General features: G+C 55.2%; 16 protein-coding genes. 10 read left to right on the top strand and 6 right to left on the bottom strand.

Translation table 11 applies throughout. From position 1 onward, the window contains the following. Positions 1-14 precede the first annotated feature (14 nt). Entirely contained in the window at positions 15-911 is an 897-nt protein-coding gene (locus AABA21_RS09495; protein WP_338249186.1) for a LysR family transcriptional regulator, read from the top strand. A 132-nt stretch (positions 912-1,043) separates the two neighbouring features. Here AABA21_RS09495 and AABA21_RS09490 read toward each other — a convergent pair whose 3' ends face one another. Beyond that, positions 1,044-3,059 carry a hypothetical protein gene (locus AABA21_RS09490; RefSeq protein ID WP_338249184.1) on the bottom strand — a complete coding sequence of 672 codons (2,016 nt, stop codon included), beginning with the start codon at positions 3,057-3,059 and terminating at the stop codon, positions 1,044-1,046. A 368-nt stretch (positions 3,060-3,427) separates the two neighbouring features. Here AABA21_RS09490 and AABA21_RS09485 point away from each other — a divergent pair, with 368 nt between their 5' ends. After that, positions 3,428-4,231 carry an aminoglycoside adenylyltransferase domain-containing protein gene (locus tag AABA21_RS09485; RefSeq protein ID WP_338249182.1) on the top strand — a complete coding sequence of 268 codons (804 nt, stop codon included), beginning with the start codon at positions 3,428-3,430 and terminating at the stop codon, positions 4,229-4,231. Between the two features lie 220 nt (positions 4,232-4,451). Here the strand turns inward: AABA21_RS09485 and AABA21_RS09480 are convergent, their stop codons facing one another. Then, positions 4,452-6,617: a hypothetical protein gene (locus AABA21_RS09480; protein WP_338249179.1), complete on the bottom strand. Its 2,166-nt coding sequence runs from the start codon at positions 6,615-6,617 to the stop codon at positions 4,452-4,454. A gap of 224 nt (positions 6,618-6,841) precedes the next feature. Continuing rightward, a complete protein-coding gene (locus AABA21_RS09475) occupies positions 6,842-7,492 on the bottom strand; it encodes a DUF1003 domain-containing protein (protein ID WP_338249177.1) in 651 nt (216 codons plus the stop codon). A 178-nt stretch (positions 7,493-7,670) separates the two neighbouring features. Here AABA21_RS09475 and AABA21_RS09470 point away from each other — a divergent pair, with 178 nt between their 5' ends. The 3 genes from AABA21_RS09470 (at position 7,671) to AABA21_RS09460 (ending at position 9,774) form a co-directional block, all read left to right on the top strand. Further along, the gene (locus tag AABA21_RS09470) at positions 7,671-8,312 is read left to right on the top strand and encodes a thiamine diphosphokinase (RefSeq protein ID WP_338249175.1); all 642 of its coding nucleotides are present in this window, start codon (positions 7,671-7,673) and stop codon (positions 8,310-8,312) included. A 99-nt stretch (positions 8,313-8,411) separates the two neighbouring features. Beyond that, the gene (locus AABA21_RS09465; protein ID WP_338249172.1) at positions 8,412-9,056 is read left to right on the top strand and encodes a ThuA domain-containing protein; all 645 of its coding nucleotides are present in this window, start codon (positions 8,412-8,414) and stop codon (positions 9,054-9,056) included. A 151-nt stretch (positions 9,057-9,207) separates the two neighbouring features. Continuing rightward, positions 9,208-9,774: a TetR/AcrR family transcriptional regulator gene (locus tag AABA21_RS09460; protein ID WP_338249170.1), complete on the top strand. Its 567-nt coding sequence runs from the start codon at positions 9,208-9,210 to the stop codon at positions 9,772-9,774. On the opposite strand, the gene AABA21_RS09455 is transcribed toward AABA21_RS09460, so the two are convergent. Then, entirely contained in the window at positions 9,766-10,644 is an 879-nt protein-coding gene (locus AABA21_RS09455; protein WP_338249168.1) for a LysR substrate-binding domain-containing protein, read from the bottom strand. The two genes, AABA21_RS09460 and AABA21_RS09455, sit on opposite strands and share 9 nt — an antisense overlap. Positions 10,645-10,824: 180 nt before the next feature. Between AABA21_RS09455 and AABA21_RS09450 the strand changes: the two genes are divergently transcribed. The 3 genes from AABA21_RS09450 to AABA21_RS09440 all read left to right on the top strand — a co-directional run bounded on the left by AABA21_RS09450 (position 10,825) and on the right by AABA21_RS09440 (position 13,830). Continuing rightward, on the top strand, positions 10,825-11,928 hold the full coding sequence (locus AABA21_RS09450; protein WP_338249166.1) for a YeiH family protein: 1,104 nt from the start codon (positions 10,825-10,827) through the stop codon (positions 11,926-11,928). 275 nt (positions 11,929-12,203) lie between these two features. Then, positions 12,204-13,502: an RNA-guided endonuclease InsQ/TnpB family protein gene (locus AABA21_RS09445; protein ID WP_338249164.1), complete on the top strand. Its 1,299-nt coding sequence runs from the start codon at positions 12,204-12,206 to the stop codon at positions 13,500-13,502. Positions 13,503-13,569: 67 nt separating this feature from the next. After that, positions 13,570-13,830: a hypothetical protein gene (locus AABA21_RS09440; RefSeq protein ID WP_338249162.1), complete on the top strand. Its 261-nt coding sequence runs from the start codon at positions 13,570-13,572 to the stop codon at positions 13,828-13,830. A gap of 75 nt (positions 13,831-13,905) precedes the next feature. On the opposite strand, the gene chrA is transcribed toward AABA21_RS09440, so the two are convergent. Together chrA and AABA21_RS09430 are read right to left on the bottom strand one after the other, a co-directional pair. Further along, entirely contained in the window at positions 13,906-15,144 is a 1,239-nt protein-coding gene (gene chrA / locus AABA21_RS09435) for a chromate efflux transporter (protein WP_338249160.1), read from the bottom strand. Between the two features lie 216 nt (positions 15,145-15,360). Further along, positions 15,361-15,885, bottom strand: coding sequence for an NUDIX domain-containing protein (locus AABA21_RS09430; RefSeq protein ID WP_338249158.1), 525 nt, complete (start codon positions 15,883-15,885; stop codon positions 15,361-15,363). A 153-nt stretch (positions 15,886-16,038) separates the two neighbouring features. Between AABA21_RS09430 and AABA21_RS09425 the strand changes: the two genes are divergently transcribed. Beyond that, positions 16,039-17,511, top strand: a complete 1,473-nt coding sequence (locus AABA21_RS09425; protein ID WP_338249156.1) for a serine hydrolase domain-containing protein — start codon at positions 16,039-16,041, stop codon at positions 17,509-17,511. Between the two features lie 77 nt (positions 17,512-17,588). Further along, positions 17,589-18,110 carry a DinB family protein gene (locus AABA21_RS09420; RefSeq protein ID WP_338249154.1) on the top strand — a complete coding sequence of 174 codons (522 nt, stop codon included), beginning with the start codon at positions 17,589-17,591 and terminating at the stop codon, positions 18,108-18,110. Positions 18,111-18,132: the final 22 nt, after the last annotated feature.

Raw genomic sequence — 18,132 nt, 5'->3', positions numbered from 1 at the left:
GTGAGGCCGAAACATTGGATCTAAATCAGTTGCAGGCGTTCGACCAGATTCTGTTGCAGGGGAGCTTTAGCAAGGCGGCGCGGCGCCTGAATATTTCACAGCCGTCGATCAGTCTGCGCATCCAGGCGCTGGAGCAGGAGGTTGGGGGCGCGCTCTTCATTCGTGGGGGCCAGCGTCTCCAACTGACCGAGCTGGGCAAGAATTTCGCGCCGCATGCGCGGCAGGCGTTGCAAGCGATGTCCGCCGGCCTGGAGAGCGCCCAGCATACGTTGCAAGGTAAAAGGGGACAGCTGATGCTGGGACTGTCGCCCACGCAGGCCACGGGCTTTTTCGCCACCGCCCTGGCGCGTCTGCATAGAGAACAGCCCAAGCTGGATATCGCGGTACATACGGGCCACAACCAGCAGATTGTCGAGATGCTCCACGAGGGCTTTATCCAGTTTGGACTGGTCACCGGACCCTTTTTCTCACCCGAGATGCAGACTATTTTTCAGATACACGAGCCGTTGATTGCTATGGCCCACGCCACCCATCCACTGGCCCGGCAACAACAGGTGAGCATCGCGGAACTGGCGGCCCAAAGCGATCCCTTCCTGGTCATCGATTGGAGCCTGGCATCGCGCTACTGGCAGGCACACAACCTGGCAACCCAGGGCGCGGTCATCGAGGTGCCCCCGCAGACCGCCTATGATTTGCTGCTCAACGAGATCGGGGTGGCCTTTATGACGCGCTCATTCGCGCGCTACGGGCTCAAGATGGGCACCCTGGTCGAGCTCACGCTTCAGCCCGATCCAGATCTGCATAGAGAGAGCGTCGTCATCCAGCATCAACGGACCGGCACCCTCTCCATGGCCGCCAATGAATTTCTGCGCATCCTGCGCGAAGAGACACGCGGCAAGCTTCGTATCTAACGGCTGGCTGTCATGAGTCATCCCGAACTTTCTCAAAAGTTCCCAAAACTGGGGGTGCAGGGTCCTCCCGCTCTGAGAGCGAGGAACCCATTTTTCGGATTTTTGAAAAATCCGGGATGACTCATATATTGCTTATTGATTAGCAGCATCGGGCTGGACATCCATCTCTGTTGGAGTCGCGCACACGGCGGCCGAGCGCAGGTCACGTGAGACGAACTGCATATGCAGATACTCTACGCGCTGCTTCAGCTGTTCCAGAGGATGCTTGAGCTGCTCAAAGGAGCCTTTCAAGCGACCAAAGATCACGCGATCGGTGGCGGAGGTAAATGAATACTCGTCCAGCGCTCTTATGCCCTCGGAGAGATATTGCAGTTGCGCCTTGATCATCTCCAGCGTCTGCATCTGGGCATGCCACTGCTGCTGCTGCTGGCGCTGAAAGTAGACGAGGGTCAGAAAGATCGGCCGCAGCTCCGGCGACTTCTGGCTGATCTTTTGCATGGGCGCCAGGGGTCCACCCATAGAGAGATGCTCAACCACGCCACGCAACATCTGGCATTCGTTGCGTAGATGCTCATAGGCCTCCGTCTGCTGCTTCAGCGTGCTCAGGCGTTCGACCATAAGATTAAAGCTCATGGCGATGGGCAGCAGGGGGCCAGAAGTGACGATCGCGCGGGCGGAAAAGTCGCCACGGGCCAGCATGGCATGGGCATTGCGCAGGATGCCGATCGCCTCTTCAACGGCCCGCTTCTCCCGGGCCTCCCGTGAAACCTGATCGATGACGTGTCTCGACTCATTGAGCTCCTGCTGCGTAAGCAACAGGGCATGCTGCAGCTGCCGTATCATCCGGCCATGTTCCATCAGGCTCAGGGACTGGCGCGTCACCAAACCCACCATCAGCACAAACGCACTCCCGATGGCCAGTAACAGGGTCTGACCACCACGCGCGGCAATCACGGTATTTAACAGGGCGCAGGTCGTCAGGATCAACAGGGAAGGAGAGATAGAGCGCAGCGAAAAAGCCAGCGACCGTCCATAGCTACGCACCCGCTGCTGCAGGCGCAGGCGCTCCTCCAGTATCATTTGTGGATGCTTGACAGCCGCCAGCGCGATCAAGAGCAGGCCCAGCGGATTGCTGATGGCGCGAATCACTTCCAGGTGGGTATCGTGACGCAAAACCTCATAGATCCAGAGGCTATCGCTGAACGCCAGCAAACACATACCCCAGAAGAGTCGCACGAACACCCGCTCCATCTCCTCTGAGACCGTGAGGCTGCAGAGGCAAAAGGAGCTCAGCGTCACCAGCACAATGTCATTCACCGGCAAGCAGGCCAGCCACACGCGGGCCAGCAACGTGTCCTGCGGCGACCCAAACAGCTGGTTCAGGACAAAAAACCAGGCCAGGGCCAGGACCGCGCCACCAATCAGTAACAGATCCAGCAGGACGCGAAAATGCCCCAATAACGTCGCGTGCCTGCGCGCCAGCAGCGTGATCGCGGCATAAAAAACGAAATACATCAGGATCAGCGGCGCACGATAGCTATCGGGGAAAGGGATCAAACCCCGTACCGTCCCCAGCCAGAGCAGTTGACCACTGAGGGATAACAGCAGGCCGAACGCAAACAGGGTCCATATCATGTTCGCCATACGCAATGACTGCGCCTCAACATGTAACGCAAGCGCGGTCTCCTCCGACAGCATTGTCTCCACCAGCAGGTGGCGTACTTTACGCCTGAGCCCATGTTTCAACGCCAGCATGCGCAGCAGAAATAGCAGGGCAATTCCACCACCGATCCCCTGCAAAGCACATTCCACATACGTAATCAGCGGGCTGTTAGCCGGCAGCGGAAGAGATATAAAAAGGAGTAGCCAGGTAGAGCAAAAGATGAGCGCCAGGGACGCCACTATTTTTCCTGCATACTGTTCCAGCCATGGACTGCGCATAAGCATTGGATCATATAGCTGCGCCTCTTGATTGGCCGCCGACGAAAACGCCGGATGCAGGCGGCCAGTCGCCGCGCGCACCTGCGCCTGAGAAAGATCGGGCAACGTTTTTGAGATCGAAGATTGCGGATTATCCTGTATCGATTGGGCCAGCTCATCTTCTTCCTGGCCGCTGATCGAAAAATCGTCTGAACTTCCATTTACCATATTGTCCCCCCTCACGAAACCACTTTTAATATATTCAAATTCATAGTATGCTTTTTACGGCAAGCTACGTTTTTTAATAGAAACCATCAGTATTACCTGATATTGCAGGCTATTATAACACATCTCAGGCCCGAAGTACCTTATGAATTTTTTATATGCCGGTGCTGATATTCTCATCCAGGTTTTTGTAGTGTGGGATGCGGAACATGGTCGGCCAGTCTGGCCATGTTCCGCATCCCACACTACAAAAACCTGTGTACCATTCTTTTGTCTTCATCATTTACAGGATGCCAATAGATAGCTTATAGTGTACATATACGCGTTGGCAGTGCTTAAAAAATCGAAGATGAAAGGATCGGCGTACCGCTTTGGCTCAATATAGCTGGGCAAACTGCCCGACCTCCACTCGTGTGCAGGTGAATATGTTATGCGAAAATTTGCGCACCATCCTTGACACTCAGTTGCTCGGGATCTATCTCCATGGCTCGCTGGCGATGGGATGCTTTAATCCTACCATCAGCGATGTCGATATACTGGTAGTAACCCACCAGCCCCTGAGTGTCTTCGTGAAGCGCCAGCTTATGCTACAGCTCTTGCAATCCTCAGGACAGCCCCATCCTATAGAGATCAGTTTCCTGGTCGCCGATCAGATCAATCCCTACCAGCATCCACTCCCATTTGATCTGCACTATAGCGAGGATTGGCGCCAGAAGATGCAGGACGAGCTAGAGAATGGGACGTGGCAACGTTGGAATGACAGGCAGGTCCACGATATCGACCTGGACGCGCATATCACCATCCTGCGCAAACGTGGCGTCACCCTTTATGGAGAGGAGATTCCACCCACCTTCCCCGAGATACCAGTCAGGTATTATATTGACTCCATCATTGAGGACTACCAGGGGGCGAATAAAGCGAAAAACAGCCATAGCGTCTATTTTATACTCAATGCCTGCCGGGTCTATGCCTATCTGCAAGGTAGCCATATTTATTCAAAAGATGAGGGGGGCGTCTATGGCCTGACTACCCTACCGGCGGAGTTCATTGGCCTGATCACGCATGCGCTGGATATCTATCGCGGCCGTTCTAACGAACGTGATTTTGATCTCGACCTGCTGAATAAGTTTGCCGCCTACATGGATAAGTACATTCGCGATTGGCAGAAGACATAAAAAGAGAATGCGCCTTCTTCTTGCTGGCGAACTTGATCGCCCCCGCACAGGCGTCCGCTAGCGCGGCCGCACGGTTTTTTGAGTTGGTGCGACAGGGCGCATTCGCGCCCTGTCGCACCAACTCAACATATTGATCGTGGAACGCCACCGGTGCTATCCACGCTTTGTGTAGAGCGTGGATAGCACCAGTTTTTAAGAGGGGAGCGGATGGCAGAGATGTTTAGCGGAGCTGCTGCCAGGAGTCGCGCACCAGCAGGGTATCTGAAGCGGTGATCGCATTGTTGCTATCACTGCTACCGGACAGGTTAACCGCCGCGGTCGAGGTCAGGATGGGCACAGCATCCCGGTTCAGCACACCGGTGATAGAGATCGGAGGCAAGGCCATATCTGGTCCCAGTTCAGCCTTTCCGGTGTATTGTGCATGGACGATCGCGGGACTGACGGTATCGCTGAGAGAGATACGCCAGTCTTTACCCTGCGCCGCGATCTGGCTCAATCCCAGTGGAATGACCTCGTCAACAACGATAGAGCCAGGGTCCGCAGTTGTTCTGATGGTGCTCGTATTCGCCACCACCAGGGCCAGCTTCACCCGACCCTGTACCGAGGCATGACTTCCATACAGATTGGAATTGACGATAGCCAGGGCGAGCCCCGATCGCCGCTTTAAAAAGGGTCTGGCGGCCATCCCTTGATTGTAAGTGCCGGTGGCCGTGGCTGCGCTGCTCGTCGCCGCTGGTGTGGTAGCTGGCATCGCCGTCGCGGTCGACCCGGTGGTGGGTGCCGTCGCGGTTGCTGCCGGTTCAGCAACAAAGGTTGGAGGCACGCTCCTTCCGGCCGTTGGAGTCGCGATCGCTACAGCGGTTGGGGTCGTGCCACTCACAACGGTGGGAGTCGTGGTACCCATAGATGGCGCGGTTGCCGTCACTGTGGGAGTAACAGCAGCCTGTACCGCGATCGAGTCAACACAGATATTGCTCGGCGAATCGGGATCGTCGCTGGATATCACAGCGGCGGCGTTGGAGAACAGGGGTCCCGCGGTACTGGTCAGCGTGCCGCTGATGGTGATCGGGGGCAGATTCGCGCCAGCCGCGATAGGATAGGGTCCGTTGAATGTGCCTGATAGGGCGACCGGCCCGACCGTATTCGAGGCCCCGAGCGTCCATCCAGGAGCCGTAAAGGTGACGTTGCTGATGCCAACCGCGGCGATATCAAACACCGACACAATCTGCTTCTCGGGCACCTGGGCGTTTGTGACTTGTAGCACATAGCTCACCTGCTGACCAACGGCATAGGTATCACCAGCCGGGGCGCCCGATCTACTGATCGAGATGGACAGGCGAGGTCCCATAGCCGGGGTAGCTGTCGCGGTCCCCGTAGCCAGTGGTGTTGTAACGGGTGTCAAGGATACACGAGGCGTCGGACCCGCCATCACGGTAGATGTTGCGGACGGCATGGGACTCGGCATCGCCGTCGCCGTTAGCGTCGGATTGGCCGTGGCTGTCGCCACAAGTGTGGGAGTAACCATCGTCATCGCCCTCGGTGAGGGGGTGGGGGATGGATAAGGGGCAACCGTGGCCGTCGGCGTGAGTAGAACCGTCACTGACGGCACCACTGATGGCGAAGCGGTTGCCATCGTCGTCGGCGTAAGCAGAGCCGTCGCTAACGGCTCTGCTGATGGTAAGGCTAAAGCCGGGGTACCAGCAAGTGTATCGGAGATCGGCGCATAGGGCGACGAAGCATTCGATCCCACATAAACAGTGTCCGAGACCATGCTATCGAGTGGATTGGTATTGTTTGGCGCATCGACCGTGGCGGTTGTCGTAATAGAGGGCGCGGCGTCCGCCGTCACAGTCCCGGTGAGGAAAATCGGTGACAACACGGCGCCGGCCTTAACTGGATAGGAACCATCGTACGTGGCCGTCAAGACGGCTGGACTGACCGTGTCGCTGAGGGTGATTTTCCAGTGCTTTGCCTGTACCTTCAAGTCTTTCAGACCCAGTGGTACCACATCCATGATCACAATAGAATCGTGCTTCTTCACGCTGGCTGCGCCCTCGTTATTGCCAGAAAACAGGACATACATCAGCTTCTTACCCACATCCAGGTGGGGCCCTCCCATACGGAACTGTCGAATATACAAGTTAGGAGTCGGTTCTGATGGCGTCTTAGTGGCGGTCGCGGTCGCCGTTGGCACGCCCATCTTCACCTGCTTTTTTGTTTTCTCATGCCGGGCTCCCGTTTTAGCCGCATGCTTAACCAGTTGCGACCCCTTCCTGGCAAGATGATGGGCGTGACCAGGAATCTTGATCGCGTGCCGAACATGGGTCTGCCTGGTTATCCTGCGCGCGCTCGCGGCCTGGGGTAGCAGACCATTACCCGCCAGCAACTGACTTCCTAACGATAAAAGACATACAACACAAATAAGTAAAAGTATAAGTGGTAGGGGACGCCTGCCACGCGATTTACATGTTACATGCTCTGGTTGCTTCATTACACTACTCTTTCTTTCTACCTTCAATATCCACCACAACCCAAAGAATGGACAGGGCAATCCACATTCAGTATAAAGAGCGTGAACAAATAAGAAACAACCATAGCAGGTAGGTCAGATCACTGCTGTTGATCCGCAGTGGGCTGGGGAGTAGGAGCATCTATCGTTATCGCGGATTTGACGACTTCAGCGGGCGCCTGCTCCAGACGTTGCAAAATGAGTTGGTGCAGGGCTTCAATGCGCTCATGCTGAGCTTCGATGTGCTCCAACAGCTGGATAATCATATGGTCTTGATGATCCAGGTGCTCCATCACATTGCGCAGCTCTTCCTCACCTTTGCAATCAGTCAGGTAGTCGTTCTCAGCCGTCAGGCGATCCTTCTGCGCCTGCCGGTTCTGGCTCATCATCACAAAGGGGGCCGAGTAAGCCGCCTGAAACGACAGCGCCAGGTTCAACAAGATAAAGGGATAGGGGTCCCAGGCTTTGATCCAACCAATAACATTTAGAACAATCCAGCTCAACAAGATAATCGACTGCACAATAATAAAGGGCCAGCTGCCAACGGTCGTGGCGACCGCGTCGGCGATTTTAGCGCCCCTGGACATTTTTTCATCGTGCGCCTCATTGACGTTAATGATCGGGGCATGCTTATGCGTGAATTTAGGGAAGCGCCACTGCGCAACATCGAGATGGGGAAAAGGAGAGCGAAGCGCCTGCTCCTGCTTCGTGGTTGACAATCCTACCCTGGTTTTATTCGGAACCGTATCCATGCCTGCATCCTTTCTGGTCTAAAAAGTAAGTCCATAGAACGTGCTCGTCGCACGAATCCTGTCGTTAAATTAAACGTCTGGCTCAGCTTTTTGTCTCTCACCAATCCATACTGGACAGCGGCATCGATCCTGTGCTACATTCTTGAGAAAAATATCACAGCTAACGCAGGGAGATGGGATGCATATTGTTATTTTCGCGGGTGGCACGGTGCGTGCGAGCGTGGCGGTTCGCCAGGCCATTGAGAGCGCCGATCTGATTCTGGCCGCCGATAGCGGGGCGGCCACCGCATTGGAGTACGGCTGCGTCCCCACCATGATCCTGGGAGATTTCGACTCTCTGGCCAGCGAGCAACTGGCGCGGCTACAGCAGTTGGGAAGCCAGATCGTACGTGTCTCCGCTCAGAAAGACGAAACGGACACCGAACTGGCGCTACTAGAGGCAAAAAAAATCGGCGCCCGCACTGTTACCTTGCTCGGCGCGCTGGGAGGGCAACGCTTCGAGCATACCCTGGCCAACACCTTCCTGCTCACGGGCTTTCCCGAGCTCTCCATTCGCATCATCGACGGGCCCACTATCTGCTGGCTACTGCGGGGTCCCGGTCAGAGCGAGATCGTGGGCGAGGCGGGCGACTTCCTCTCTCTCTTCCCCATCACGCCCGAGGTAACGGCCATCACCACCACCAACCTGCTCTATCCCCTGCGCGGTGAAAGCCTGCGGCTCGGCACCCCACGTGGCATCAGCAACGAACTCGTGCACGAACAGGCCAGCGTCGCCATCCAGCAAGGAATGCTCATCCTGATCCACACCAGCAAACGCTGATCATCGCGTTGACAAACAGGTGAAAGAAAACCTATACTTTTTAACAGAAGCTATATTTCAAGTTCAACGAAAAAACTTGATAGAATAGGAAAAGAGCAGATGAAATCAGCACTGATTGTCTGGGGAGGATGGGAAGGACACGAGCCAGAGAAAGGAGCGAATCTCTTCGCACCTTTCTTGCGCGAGCAAGGCTACGAAGTAGAAGTAGCCACCGACCTGGACGTTTACCAGGATGAAGCAAAGATGCAGGCCTTGGATCTAATTGTGCCGATCTGGACCATGGGAACCATCACCCGTGAGCAAGAGCAGGGGTTGCTCACGGCGGTTAAAAATGGGACTGGCATCGCTGGCTGGCATGGCTGCATGGCAGACTCTTTCCGCAACAATACAGAATACCAGTTTATGGTCGGAGGCCAGTGGGTGGCCCATCCCGGCAATATCATCGACTATACCGTCAACATCACCAACCACGAAGATCCCATTACCGCCGGTCTCTCCGACTTCAAGATGCATTCCGAGCAATACTATATGCACATCGATCCCCAGATCGAGGTCCTGGCCACCACCACCTTCGGCGGCCAGTACGCCGACTGGATCGAAGGCAGCGTCGTCCCGGTCGCCTGGAAGAAACGCTGGGGCAAAGGTCGCGTCTTCTACTCCTCCCTGGGACATGTACGCACCGACTTCGACGTCCCCGAAGCGCTCACCATTATGCAGCGCGGCATGCTCTGGGCCAGCCGCTAATCTGACAAGAATAAAAGACTGTTGCACCTTTTTGCGTAATTACGCAAAAAGGTGCAACAGTCTTTTATTCTTGTCAGATTATCCTCTTTATGCATGAATGTGGTATGCTAAATAAGCACAAACATACAATGAGGTGGGGAATAACATGGGCATGCAGGATCGCAGAGTCAAACGAACCCAACGTCGTCTGGCCTCAGCATTAATCGAGTTAACGCTGGAAAAGGGATTTGATGCTGTAACGATCCGGGATATTACCGAACGGGCCGACGTCGGCTACGCGACCTTCTTCCGCCACTATAAAGATAAACATGAACTGCTCAAAGACGTACTGGACGTGGTCCTGGTCGAACTGGTTGAACTGCTGCGCTCCGCCCGGCCCGCCAGTGGTCCTGACCGCACAGGCGTCCTGATATTCCGCTATGTGCAGGAGCACCATGAGGCGATTCGCGCGCTCCTGGGCACCTATAATGTGCGCCAGCAGATCCTCAAGGCGGCCACAGACACCACCCTCAACGAGACGGGACCACGACCCGGCAGCATCGTTCCGCTTGAGATCGCCTCTTATCATATTGTAGCCTCCTCCATCGCACTGATCGAATGGTGGCTGGACCACAACATGCCGTATCCCATCGAGCTAATGGGTAACATCTATGAAGAGCTCATCGCGCGTCCCACCAGCGAAGCGGCCCTGCTCCCCAAAGAGCTTCCATCAAAGTAACTGTAGAAAAGCCTCGGCCGCTTTCGAGAACCGCTGACGACGTGGGAAAATCAGATAGAGTGGACGCCGCAACTCAAAATCGGATAAGGGAATCTGTCTTAAGCGTTGGGCAGCCACTTCGAGCTCGATAGTCAGTTGCGAGATAAAGGCATAGCCCAGACCGGCCGAGACAACGCGCTTGATGGCTTCGGTACTCCCCAGTTCCATTAATGGCACAGGGAGTTGAACGCCATGCGCAAGCAAAGCCTCCTCTAGCACAGTGCGCGTACCCGAACCGGACTCACGTACCACCAGCGGCAGGTTCAGGTCCATGAATTGCTGCAAGGTCATAGCCTCTGGCCACTCTAAAGCCTTATCACAGGCACTGACCAGCACCAACGCATCGTAGCGCCATGGACGCACCTCCAGTTCAGCGTGATTGACCTTCCCCTCAACCAATCCCAGTTCCAATTGATGACTGAGCACGGCCTCCTCAATCGCGCTGGTATTCTCAACCTTCACCGAGAGATGGATCTGCGGATAGAGGCTCGTATACTGTCCCAGCAGATCTGGTAGCAGATAGGTGCCGATCGTGGTACTGGCCCCCACAGAGAGATGACCGCGTAGCAGACCCTGCAATTCATCCAGGGCGATCTCTGCCTCCGCTGTTAAAGTGAAGATACGCTCAGCATATTCATATAATAACCTGCCCGCCTCGGTCAGGTACACCTTCTGCCCGGTTCTGGTAAAAAGTGATTGCCCGAGGCTCTTTTCTAGCTCATGGATCTGCTTGGAGACTGCTGGCTGACTAATAAATAACGCTTCTGCAGCTCGGGTAAAATGTTGCAGCTGAGCTACCTTGTAGAAGATCTGTAAATGATTAAAGTTCATCGCGCCGCCCAACTCTGCTTTCTGCAGTATAACTTTAAGTTATCACCTTTATATATAGCATGTATTGGAGTTATCACGCAAATCACAGTATACTTTTCACGATTAAATAATTACATGCATATATATATTGCATTTGCCCGCTATCAGCGAACAATCTGGCAGTAGAAAGAGGCTCATCGCATGCAGATTCAAGAGCAGACGAACGGCATTGACATACAAAGTGCTAGTAACACATCCTCGCGGGTCAGAGAACCCGATCGTCAGGCACCACGCTGGTCCTTCTGGGCTGGTATAGCCTTGACCGCGCTTATCGGACTGGTGGCGTACTGGCTGGCTCCACTGCCAGGACTGGCCATCATGGGAAGCCTGACCATCGCGCTCATTCTGGGCCTCGCCTGGCGTGTCACGCTCAAGCTGCCGATGAACCTGACATCAGGTGTAAGATTTTCGGCGCAAAAAATCCTGCGCCTGGGCATCATCCTGACAGGTGTACGACTGAACTTCCAGCTCATCGCCTCCAGTGGACTACAGATCCTGGTTCTGGACGGCCTGCTCATCCTATTTGGTCTGACGGTCCTGCCACGTATCGGCCGTCTGCTTGGATTATCAAAAAACTTCGCCTTCTTGCTGAGCGTGGGGCAATCTATCTGTGGAGCGTCGGCAGTAGGAGCGATCGCCGCTTTGATGCCAGAGAATGATGAAGAGGATACCTCGCTGGCGGTCGCAGTTTGTGGCATTGTCGGCACCATTGGAGTACTGGGCTTCACCTTTATCGCTCCCCTCATCCACCTGCATGGCACCTGGTACGGTATCCTATCCGGCTCAACGCTGCACGAGATCGCTCAGGTAATAGCGGCAGGTCCCGCCGGTGGCCCAGGGGCAGCCGAGGTAGCTACTGTGGTTAAACTGACGCGTGTGGTATACCTGGCGCCTGTCGCCCTCGTACTGGCCTTCTTGTTCACCTATAAAGCGCAACGGCAGGCAACAGATGGGAGCCAGGGGCATCTGAAGCTGAGCAAGCTGCCAATCCCCTGGTTTGTTCTGGGCTTCCTGTTGGTGGGCGCCATCAACTCCTTCGGCTGGTTTTCAAAAGATATCGCCAATCTCGTCCTACAGGCCAGTATCTTTTTAATGGTCATGGCGATGGCGGCCATGGGATTGTTGGTAGACGTCAGTAAGTTGCGCCGTCATGGGTGGCGTGTGCTTGGTACATCGTTGCTAACCCTGGCTATTTTTATCTTGACCAGCACGCTGCTCACCTTCCCTCTCGGCCTGGCTCACTAGTTACAGAGCAAGCGCTGTGTAAGCCAACAGGGCGGGGATACTCACAACCAGGCAACATAGTGAAGCTTTAATATACAGTGTCGGAGTAAGCATCAAGAGGGAGGACAGTAGCAAAAAATAGAGTAATTTATTGGAAAAACTGGTATAATGTAATAGCACAGAAGACTTGGTCGCAGATCTCACCAGCATCGTGTACGCGTTTTGCGCCAAACTTTATGGGCAACGGCATGCCAAACACAAAACAGAGCGTCTTGTGCAGGAAGGGGGAGCTGATCATGCAACTGGTTGAAAAGCACATCATTGACCGGAATGATCCACGCTATGCCACGCTTGACGCAGCCTGCTTCGCTTCTAAAAATCTTTACAATACGGCACTGTATGAAATCCGGCAGGCCTTTCTCTTTGAAGGGAAATATCTCAACTACCAGGAAATGGATCGGCGCATGCAGTCGCATGAAGCGTACAAAGCGCTTCCTGCGAAAGTGGCCCAACAGGTGCTCCTGCTGCTCGAACGTAACTGGAAATCGTTCTTTGAGGCACTCAAAGCCTACAAGGCCGATCCCTCAAAGTTCCGTCGTCGTCCCCAACTGCCCACGTACAAGCACAAAACAACCGGCCGCAACGTGCTCATCTATACGATACAGGCAGTCAGTCGCAGCAAACGGACTCTGGGACGACGCATCATTGCGCCTTCGGGATTGGGCATTCAGATCAAAACCCGGCAAGACCCCAAGGCGATCTCGCAGGTCCGGGTGGTTCCCAAACATGGCTTTGCTGTCGTGGAGATCATTTATGAACAGGAACCAGCCGGATCTGCCGTTAACCCTTCCCTCATCGCGGGCATCGATGCTGGTGTCGACAATGTGATCGCGTTAACTTCAAACAAGCCGGGCTTTGTCCCGGTCGTCGTTAACGGACGCGGTCTCAAAAGTACGAACCAGTTCTACAACAAGACGATGGCTGATCTGCAACAGGCCCTCGGTCACCCTGGCTGTACTCGGCGCATGCAGCGCCTGGCCGTCTGGCGCAATCGGCGCATTGAACATGATCTGCATACCATCTCCCGTTTTGTGGTGGATGTGCTCGTCGCCGAGGGCATTGGCACTCTGGTGATTGGTCGTAACGCAGGCTGGAAGCAGGAAATCAAGCTGGGCACACGCAACAACCAGCACTTTGTCCAGCTTCCCCACGCACGCTTGATCCAGATGCTCACCTATAAAGCGGAACACAAAGGCATCCGGGTGCTGCTCACGGAAGAGGCCTATACCAGCAAGGCCAGTTTCCTGGACCGTGATCCCCTGCCCACCTATACGCCTGGCCAGGAAAAACAGCCAGTATTCAGCGGAAAACGCATCGCACGGGGCCTCTATCGGGCCAAAGATGGCCGACTCATCAACGCCGATTGCAACGGATCATATAACATCATTCGAAAAGCAGCTCCTGATGCCTTTGAGGCGGAGGGAGTAGCGGATGGGGAGAGCAGGGTCCATCTGCCGGTAGTCCATCCCGTGAGGAAATCGTTCCCTCACAAAGCTGCTCACGTGAAAATCCTGGCACTGGTCAGGATTCGCTAGTCGTGACGGAACTATAATATATAAGAAGTAAAAATCTGTACCATATTCAGCCAGAAAGCGCAGATGAATGGTCGAGAAGAGAACCTCACGACAGCGTCAGGAGCAACAGCAACAATTGCTGTTTGCGCGCCAGCAGACAACCTACACCTGGAGGAATGTGCGGTCGGTGGCACGCGATAACGTGATTATTATCATGCAGCAAGAGGTGCGTGTCCTGGGAGTACGCCAGGATGGTGACGATGTGTTCGTTAGCTACACCGATCCTTCCACCGGTACCAAAACCGAGCAGCTTTTCAATCTCACCGATTATGTCTATTTAAAGCTATAATCCCAGGCATATACTCTACTCTACATTTGACCATCAGCGATCCCAACAGACAACTTCATTCCAGCTCCTCTAGCGCTAGAGGAGCTGGATAATGCTGCCCAGCACGGCCGCGATCAGGACGACCGCCCAGGGAGGAAACCTCCAGATGACCAGCAGGCCGAAGGCCAGCAGAGCCAGGGCGAAATCAGCTGGCGCATGGATGGCACTGGTCCAGACCGGCTGATAGAGGGCGGCCAACAGGATGCCGACCACAGCGGCATTGATGCCACGCAGGGCCGATTGAAAAGATTGATATGTGCGCAGGCGATTCCAGAACGGCAGGATCCCGATCACAAAAAAGAACGAGGGCAGAAAGATGGCCACCAGGGCGATGATTGCCCCCTGCCAACCATTGGGACTGGGATGCGAGACCGCTCCCAGATAGGCGGAGAAGGTAAAGAGGGGGCCGGGAACCGCCTGGGCCGCCGCATAGCCAGTGATAAACTGGTCATTACTGACCCAGCCAGCTGGCACCACTTCGCGCTGCAGCAGTGGCAGCACCACATGTCCCCCACCAAATACCAGCGAGCCAACGCGGAAAAAGGTGTCGAACAGCGCCAGGCCCTGATTGTGGATCACCAGGCGCGAGAGGGGTAGTCCCAGCAGCAGCACAAAGAAGAGGACCGCGCAGAGGATAGATAGCCGCCGTGGCACCGCGATATGCAGATCATCGGCGGCCACGTTCTGCTTTATATTCCGCAGCCAGCGCCAGCCAACCAGGCCCGAAACGATCAGGATAAGGATCTGAGCGAGCGCTACCGGCCAGAGCAAGATCATAATGGACGCCAGGATAGCGATGGTCGCGCGCTTTTTATCGGGGCAGAGCGTGGTTGCCATACCCCACACCGCCTGCGCCACCACGGCGACCGCCGCGATCAACAATCCATGTAGCCAGCCGGTGCTGGCCGTGGCATGAAACAGCGTGGTCGCATAGGCGAAGAGCACGAGCGCGATCGCAGAGGGCAGTGTAAAGCCCAGCCAGGCCGCCAGGCCACCCCAGACACCCGCACGCGTGATACCCAGCGCGATCCCCATCTGGCTGCTCGAAGGTCCCGGCAAAAACTGACACAGTGCCAGCAGATCGGCATAGTTATGCTCATCCAACCACTGGCGGCGCACCACCAGCTCCTGCCGAAAGTATCCCAGGTGCGCCACCGGCCCACCAAACGAGGTCAATCCCAACTTAGCGAAGACCCTCAACACTTCTAGAAACGTTCCCTGGGGCCGCCTTTCAGCCGGTTCCACCGGCACAGAGAGTCTATCTTCAGTCTCCATACAACATCCCTGCGCTCCCTTATCCATGTGCTCTGTACAACATCAGCCTACAAGATCAGGTTCATAAATACTAACAGGCGACCTGCTATCAGCCCGCTGACACAAGTTATAACAGACGCCCATAGAAAGAACAAGCACTCAGGTCCACGTAATCGGATAGGGCCTGGAGACAATCCATAAAAGTGCTTCCAGTATACGTATACGTACACGTATACGTCAGTGTAGCTGCCGAATGGCTTGCAGGGCGGCTTCATAGAAATCGAGGTTCTCGCGGATCCAGGAGAGCTGGCGCGCCTCATTGGGAGAGAAGAGGCCGCGCCCATGTGATTCAAATGTGCTTGAGAAGTCGTCCAGCGCGGTTACACGGGCGAGATAAAAGACCTGGTAACTATCAGGATAGGGATAGCCATAGCCGTCGGGCATAGGTCCTGACATATGCAGATGTTGATAACCGAAGAATCGCAGTGCTCCCACTCGCGTCCCGGTCTCTTCATATATTTCACGACGCGCCGCCTCCTCGGGCGTTTCGCCAGGCTCGATGTGCCCACCCGGAATATCCCAGCCCCGCCTGACCAGGTGGCTCATCACCAGTTGCTCACCCTCAAAGGCAAAGATAAAGGCGGTGGTAATTGCCTCCTGTGGTGGCGGTACAGAGGAAAGAACGTGCCAGCTCTCATTGGGTTGCGGCAACCAGGAAATGTTCTGCTCGGTCCTTATAACCTGATCAGTTGGATTTGTCATATTTACCCCATCTATGTTCTCTATAATGATCGATGCTTCTCGCGCCTCTAGCCTGAGCTATTTATATAGTATGATGTAAATTGTCGTAGCCCGTCAACAAGAGTTGGCAACAATATAAACATGTAGATTACGACGCTATAGAGGAAATACGTCATGACAGAAACGCAACAGGGACGTGAGATATTTCACCAGGCGCGCGAACGTATCCAGCGGGAGATGGTCGAGCGCGGCATCCCATCTATCGCCATCGCGGTCGCACACGGAAATGAGATCCTCTGGGAAGAGGGATTCGGCTGGGCCGATCGGGAGCGCAGGATTCCCGCCACCCCGCATACGCTCTATTCGCTGGCCTCCATCTCCAAGCCGATTACCGCGACCGCGCTGATGGTTCTCAAGGAGCGCGGACTGCTTGAGCTTGATCATCCCATCAACGACTACCTGGAAGATAGCAAACTACACGCATGGGTAGGAGACGCCGGGGAGGCCACCGTGCGGCGTGTCGCCAACCATACCTCGGGCCTGCCGCTCCACTACCAGTTTTTCTATCGGGACGAACCAGCATACCAGCTACCTTCGGTGGACGCGACAATTCGACGCTACGGCCATCTGATAACACCTCCTGGCGAGCGCTTTATGTACTCCAACCTGGGATACGGCCTGCTGAACGAAGTCATCGAGCGGCTCTCCGGCAAAAGTTACGCCGCCTTCATGCGTGAGGAGGTCTTTCTGCCGCTGGGCATGCTGCGCGCCTCCATCAACGTTGGGCCGGGTCTGGAGCCATATCAGGCACAGCGCTACGGGTCCAACGGGATGCCCTATCCCTTTTATGAAAGCAATCATCCAGGGGCTGGTGAGGTATACTGCAGCGCGCATGATCTGATGCGCTTCAGCATGTTCCATTACAAGCAGCCGCTGCCTGATCAAAAAGTGACCCTCTCGGATGAAGCGCTGGACGAGATGCATGCTCCCAGTGCGCGTCAGGGCGAACTCACACGCTATGGAATCGGCTGGCGGATCTACGATGACGTTGAAGATCATTACACCATCGGGCACAGTGGCGGCATGGATGGTGTAAGCACGCTCTTGAAGATAGTTCCAGCGGCTGGAGTAGCGGTGGCGATTCTGACCAACACCAATGGCAACAAAGATCTTCAGGAGCAGATCATCGCGGATATCTTCTCGGCCCTGATTCCTACTTACGCCGAGAAGCGCGCCCGGGGCATAAAGCAGCGGCAGCAAGAGCAAAAGGACGTGACCGAAGCAGAGTGCAAGCCCGATCCTCACCTGCTGGGACAGTGGAGCGGACATGTGCATACTTACGAGGGTGATATTCCATTTACACTCTGGTTCAAAGAGGACGGAGACGTACATGCTCAACTCGGCAAGCAATTGAAGGCCCTTGTCAACGAAGTGGAGTTTAAGGAGCGCTCCTTCACGGGCACCATGGTGGGAGACATCGGGACCACCGATGCGAGCCGCTACCCCCACCATCTCTGGCTGGATCTCATCCAACGCGGCGATCAATTCACCGGCGCATTAATTACCGCCACCATCAAGGAAAAAACACCGGGGAACCGCCTTGCCCAGGCACTCAGTCACTGGGTAGAGCTAAAAAAAGCAAGATAGAAGAAGTTTCTTAGCTCTTCTCTATGTTAAAATAAGCAAGCTATCACTTATGGGAACACATAGAAGGAGTTACATGCATGACGGAGCAAGCACTGCCACTGATTACGTTCTATAAAGGCTGGAAGTCCTACCAGCGCGGGCTTATCGAGATGATCGCCCCTTTGACGGTCGAGCAGTTGGCTTCACCGGCGCCGGGACATCAATGGACGATCGGGCAGATAGCCCAGCATATCGTAGGTAACCGCGTGTGGTGGTTTCAGGTATGGATGGGCGAGGGCAGCCCCGAGCTGGCCCCTATCGCCCACTGGGATCCATCGGATAAGGTGGAGATCGCTCCACTGAACGCGGCTGAACTGGTAGCCGGGCTGGAATCCACCTGGAACATGATCGCCGATGCCCTCGGGCGCTGGACCGCCTCCGACCTGGAGCAGGTCTTCCAGCCTCCAGCCGCATTGGGAGAAGAGGAGCGTGCGAACTGGCCCGCGTTCTCACGACAATGGATCATCTGGCACACTCTTGAGCACGAGATCCACCACGGCGGCGAGCTCTCGCTGGCCCTCGGCAACTATAGCCTGCCAGGTGTCTATGGTGATATGTAGCCTATCCATTCAAGATCGGCCA

The sequence above is a fragment of the Dictyobacter halimunensis genome (genome assembly GCF_036245075.1).
The sequence above is the reverse complement of the archived record's forward strand: the minus strand, read 5'-3'. Positions and strand labels throughout refer to the sequence as shown.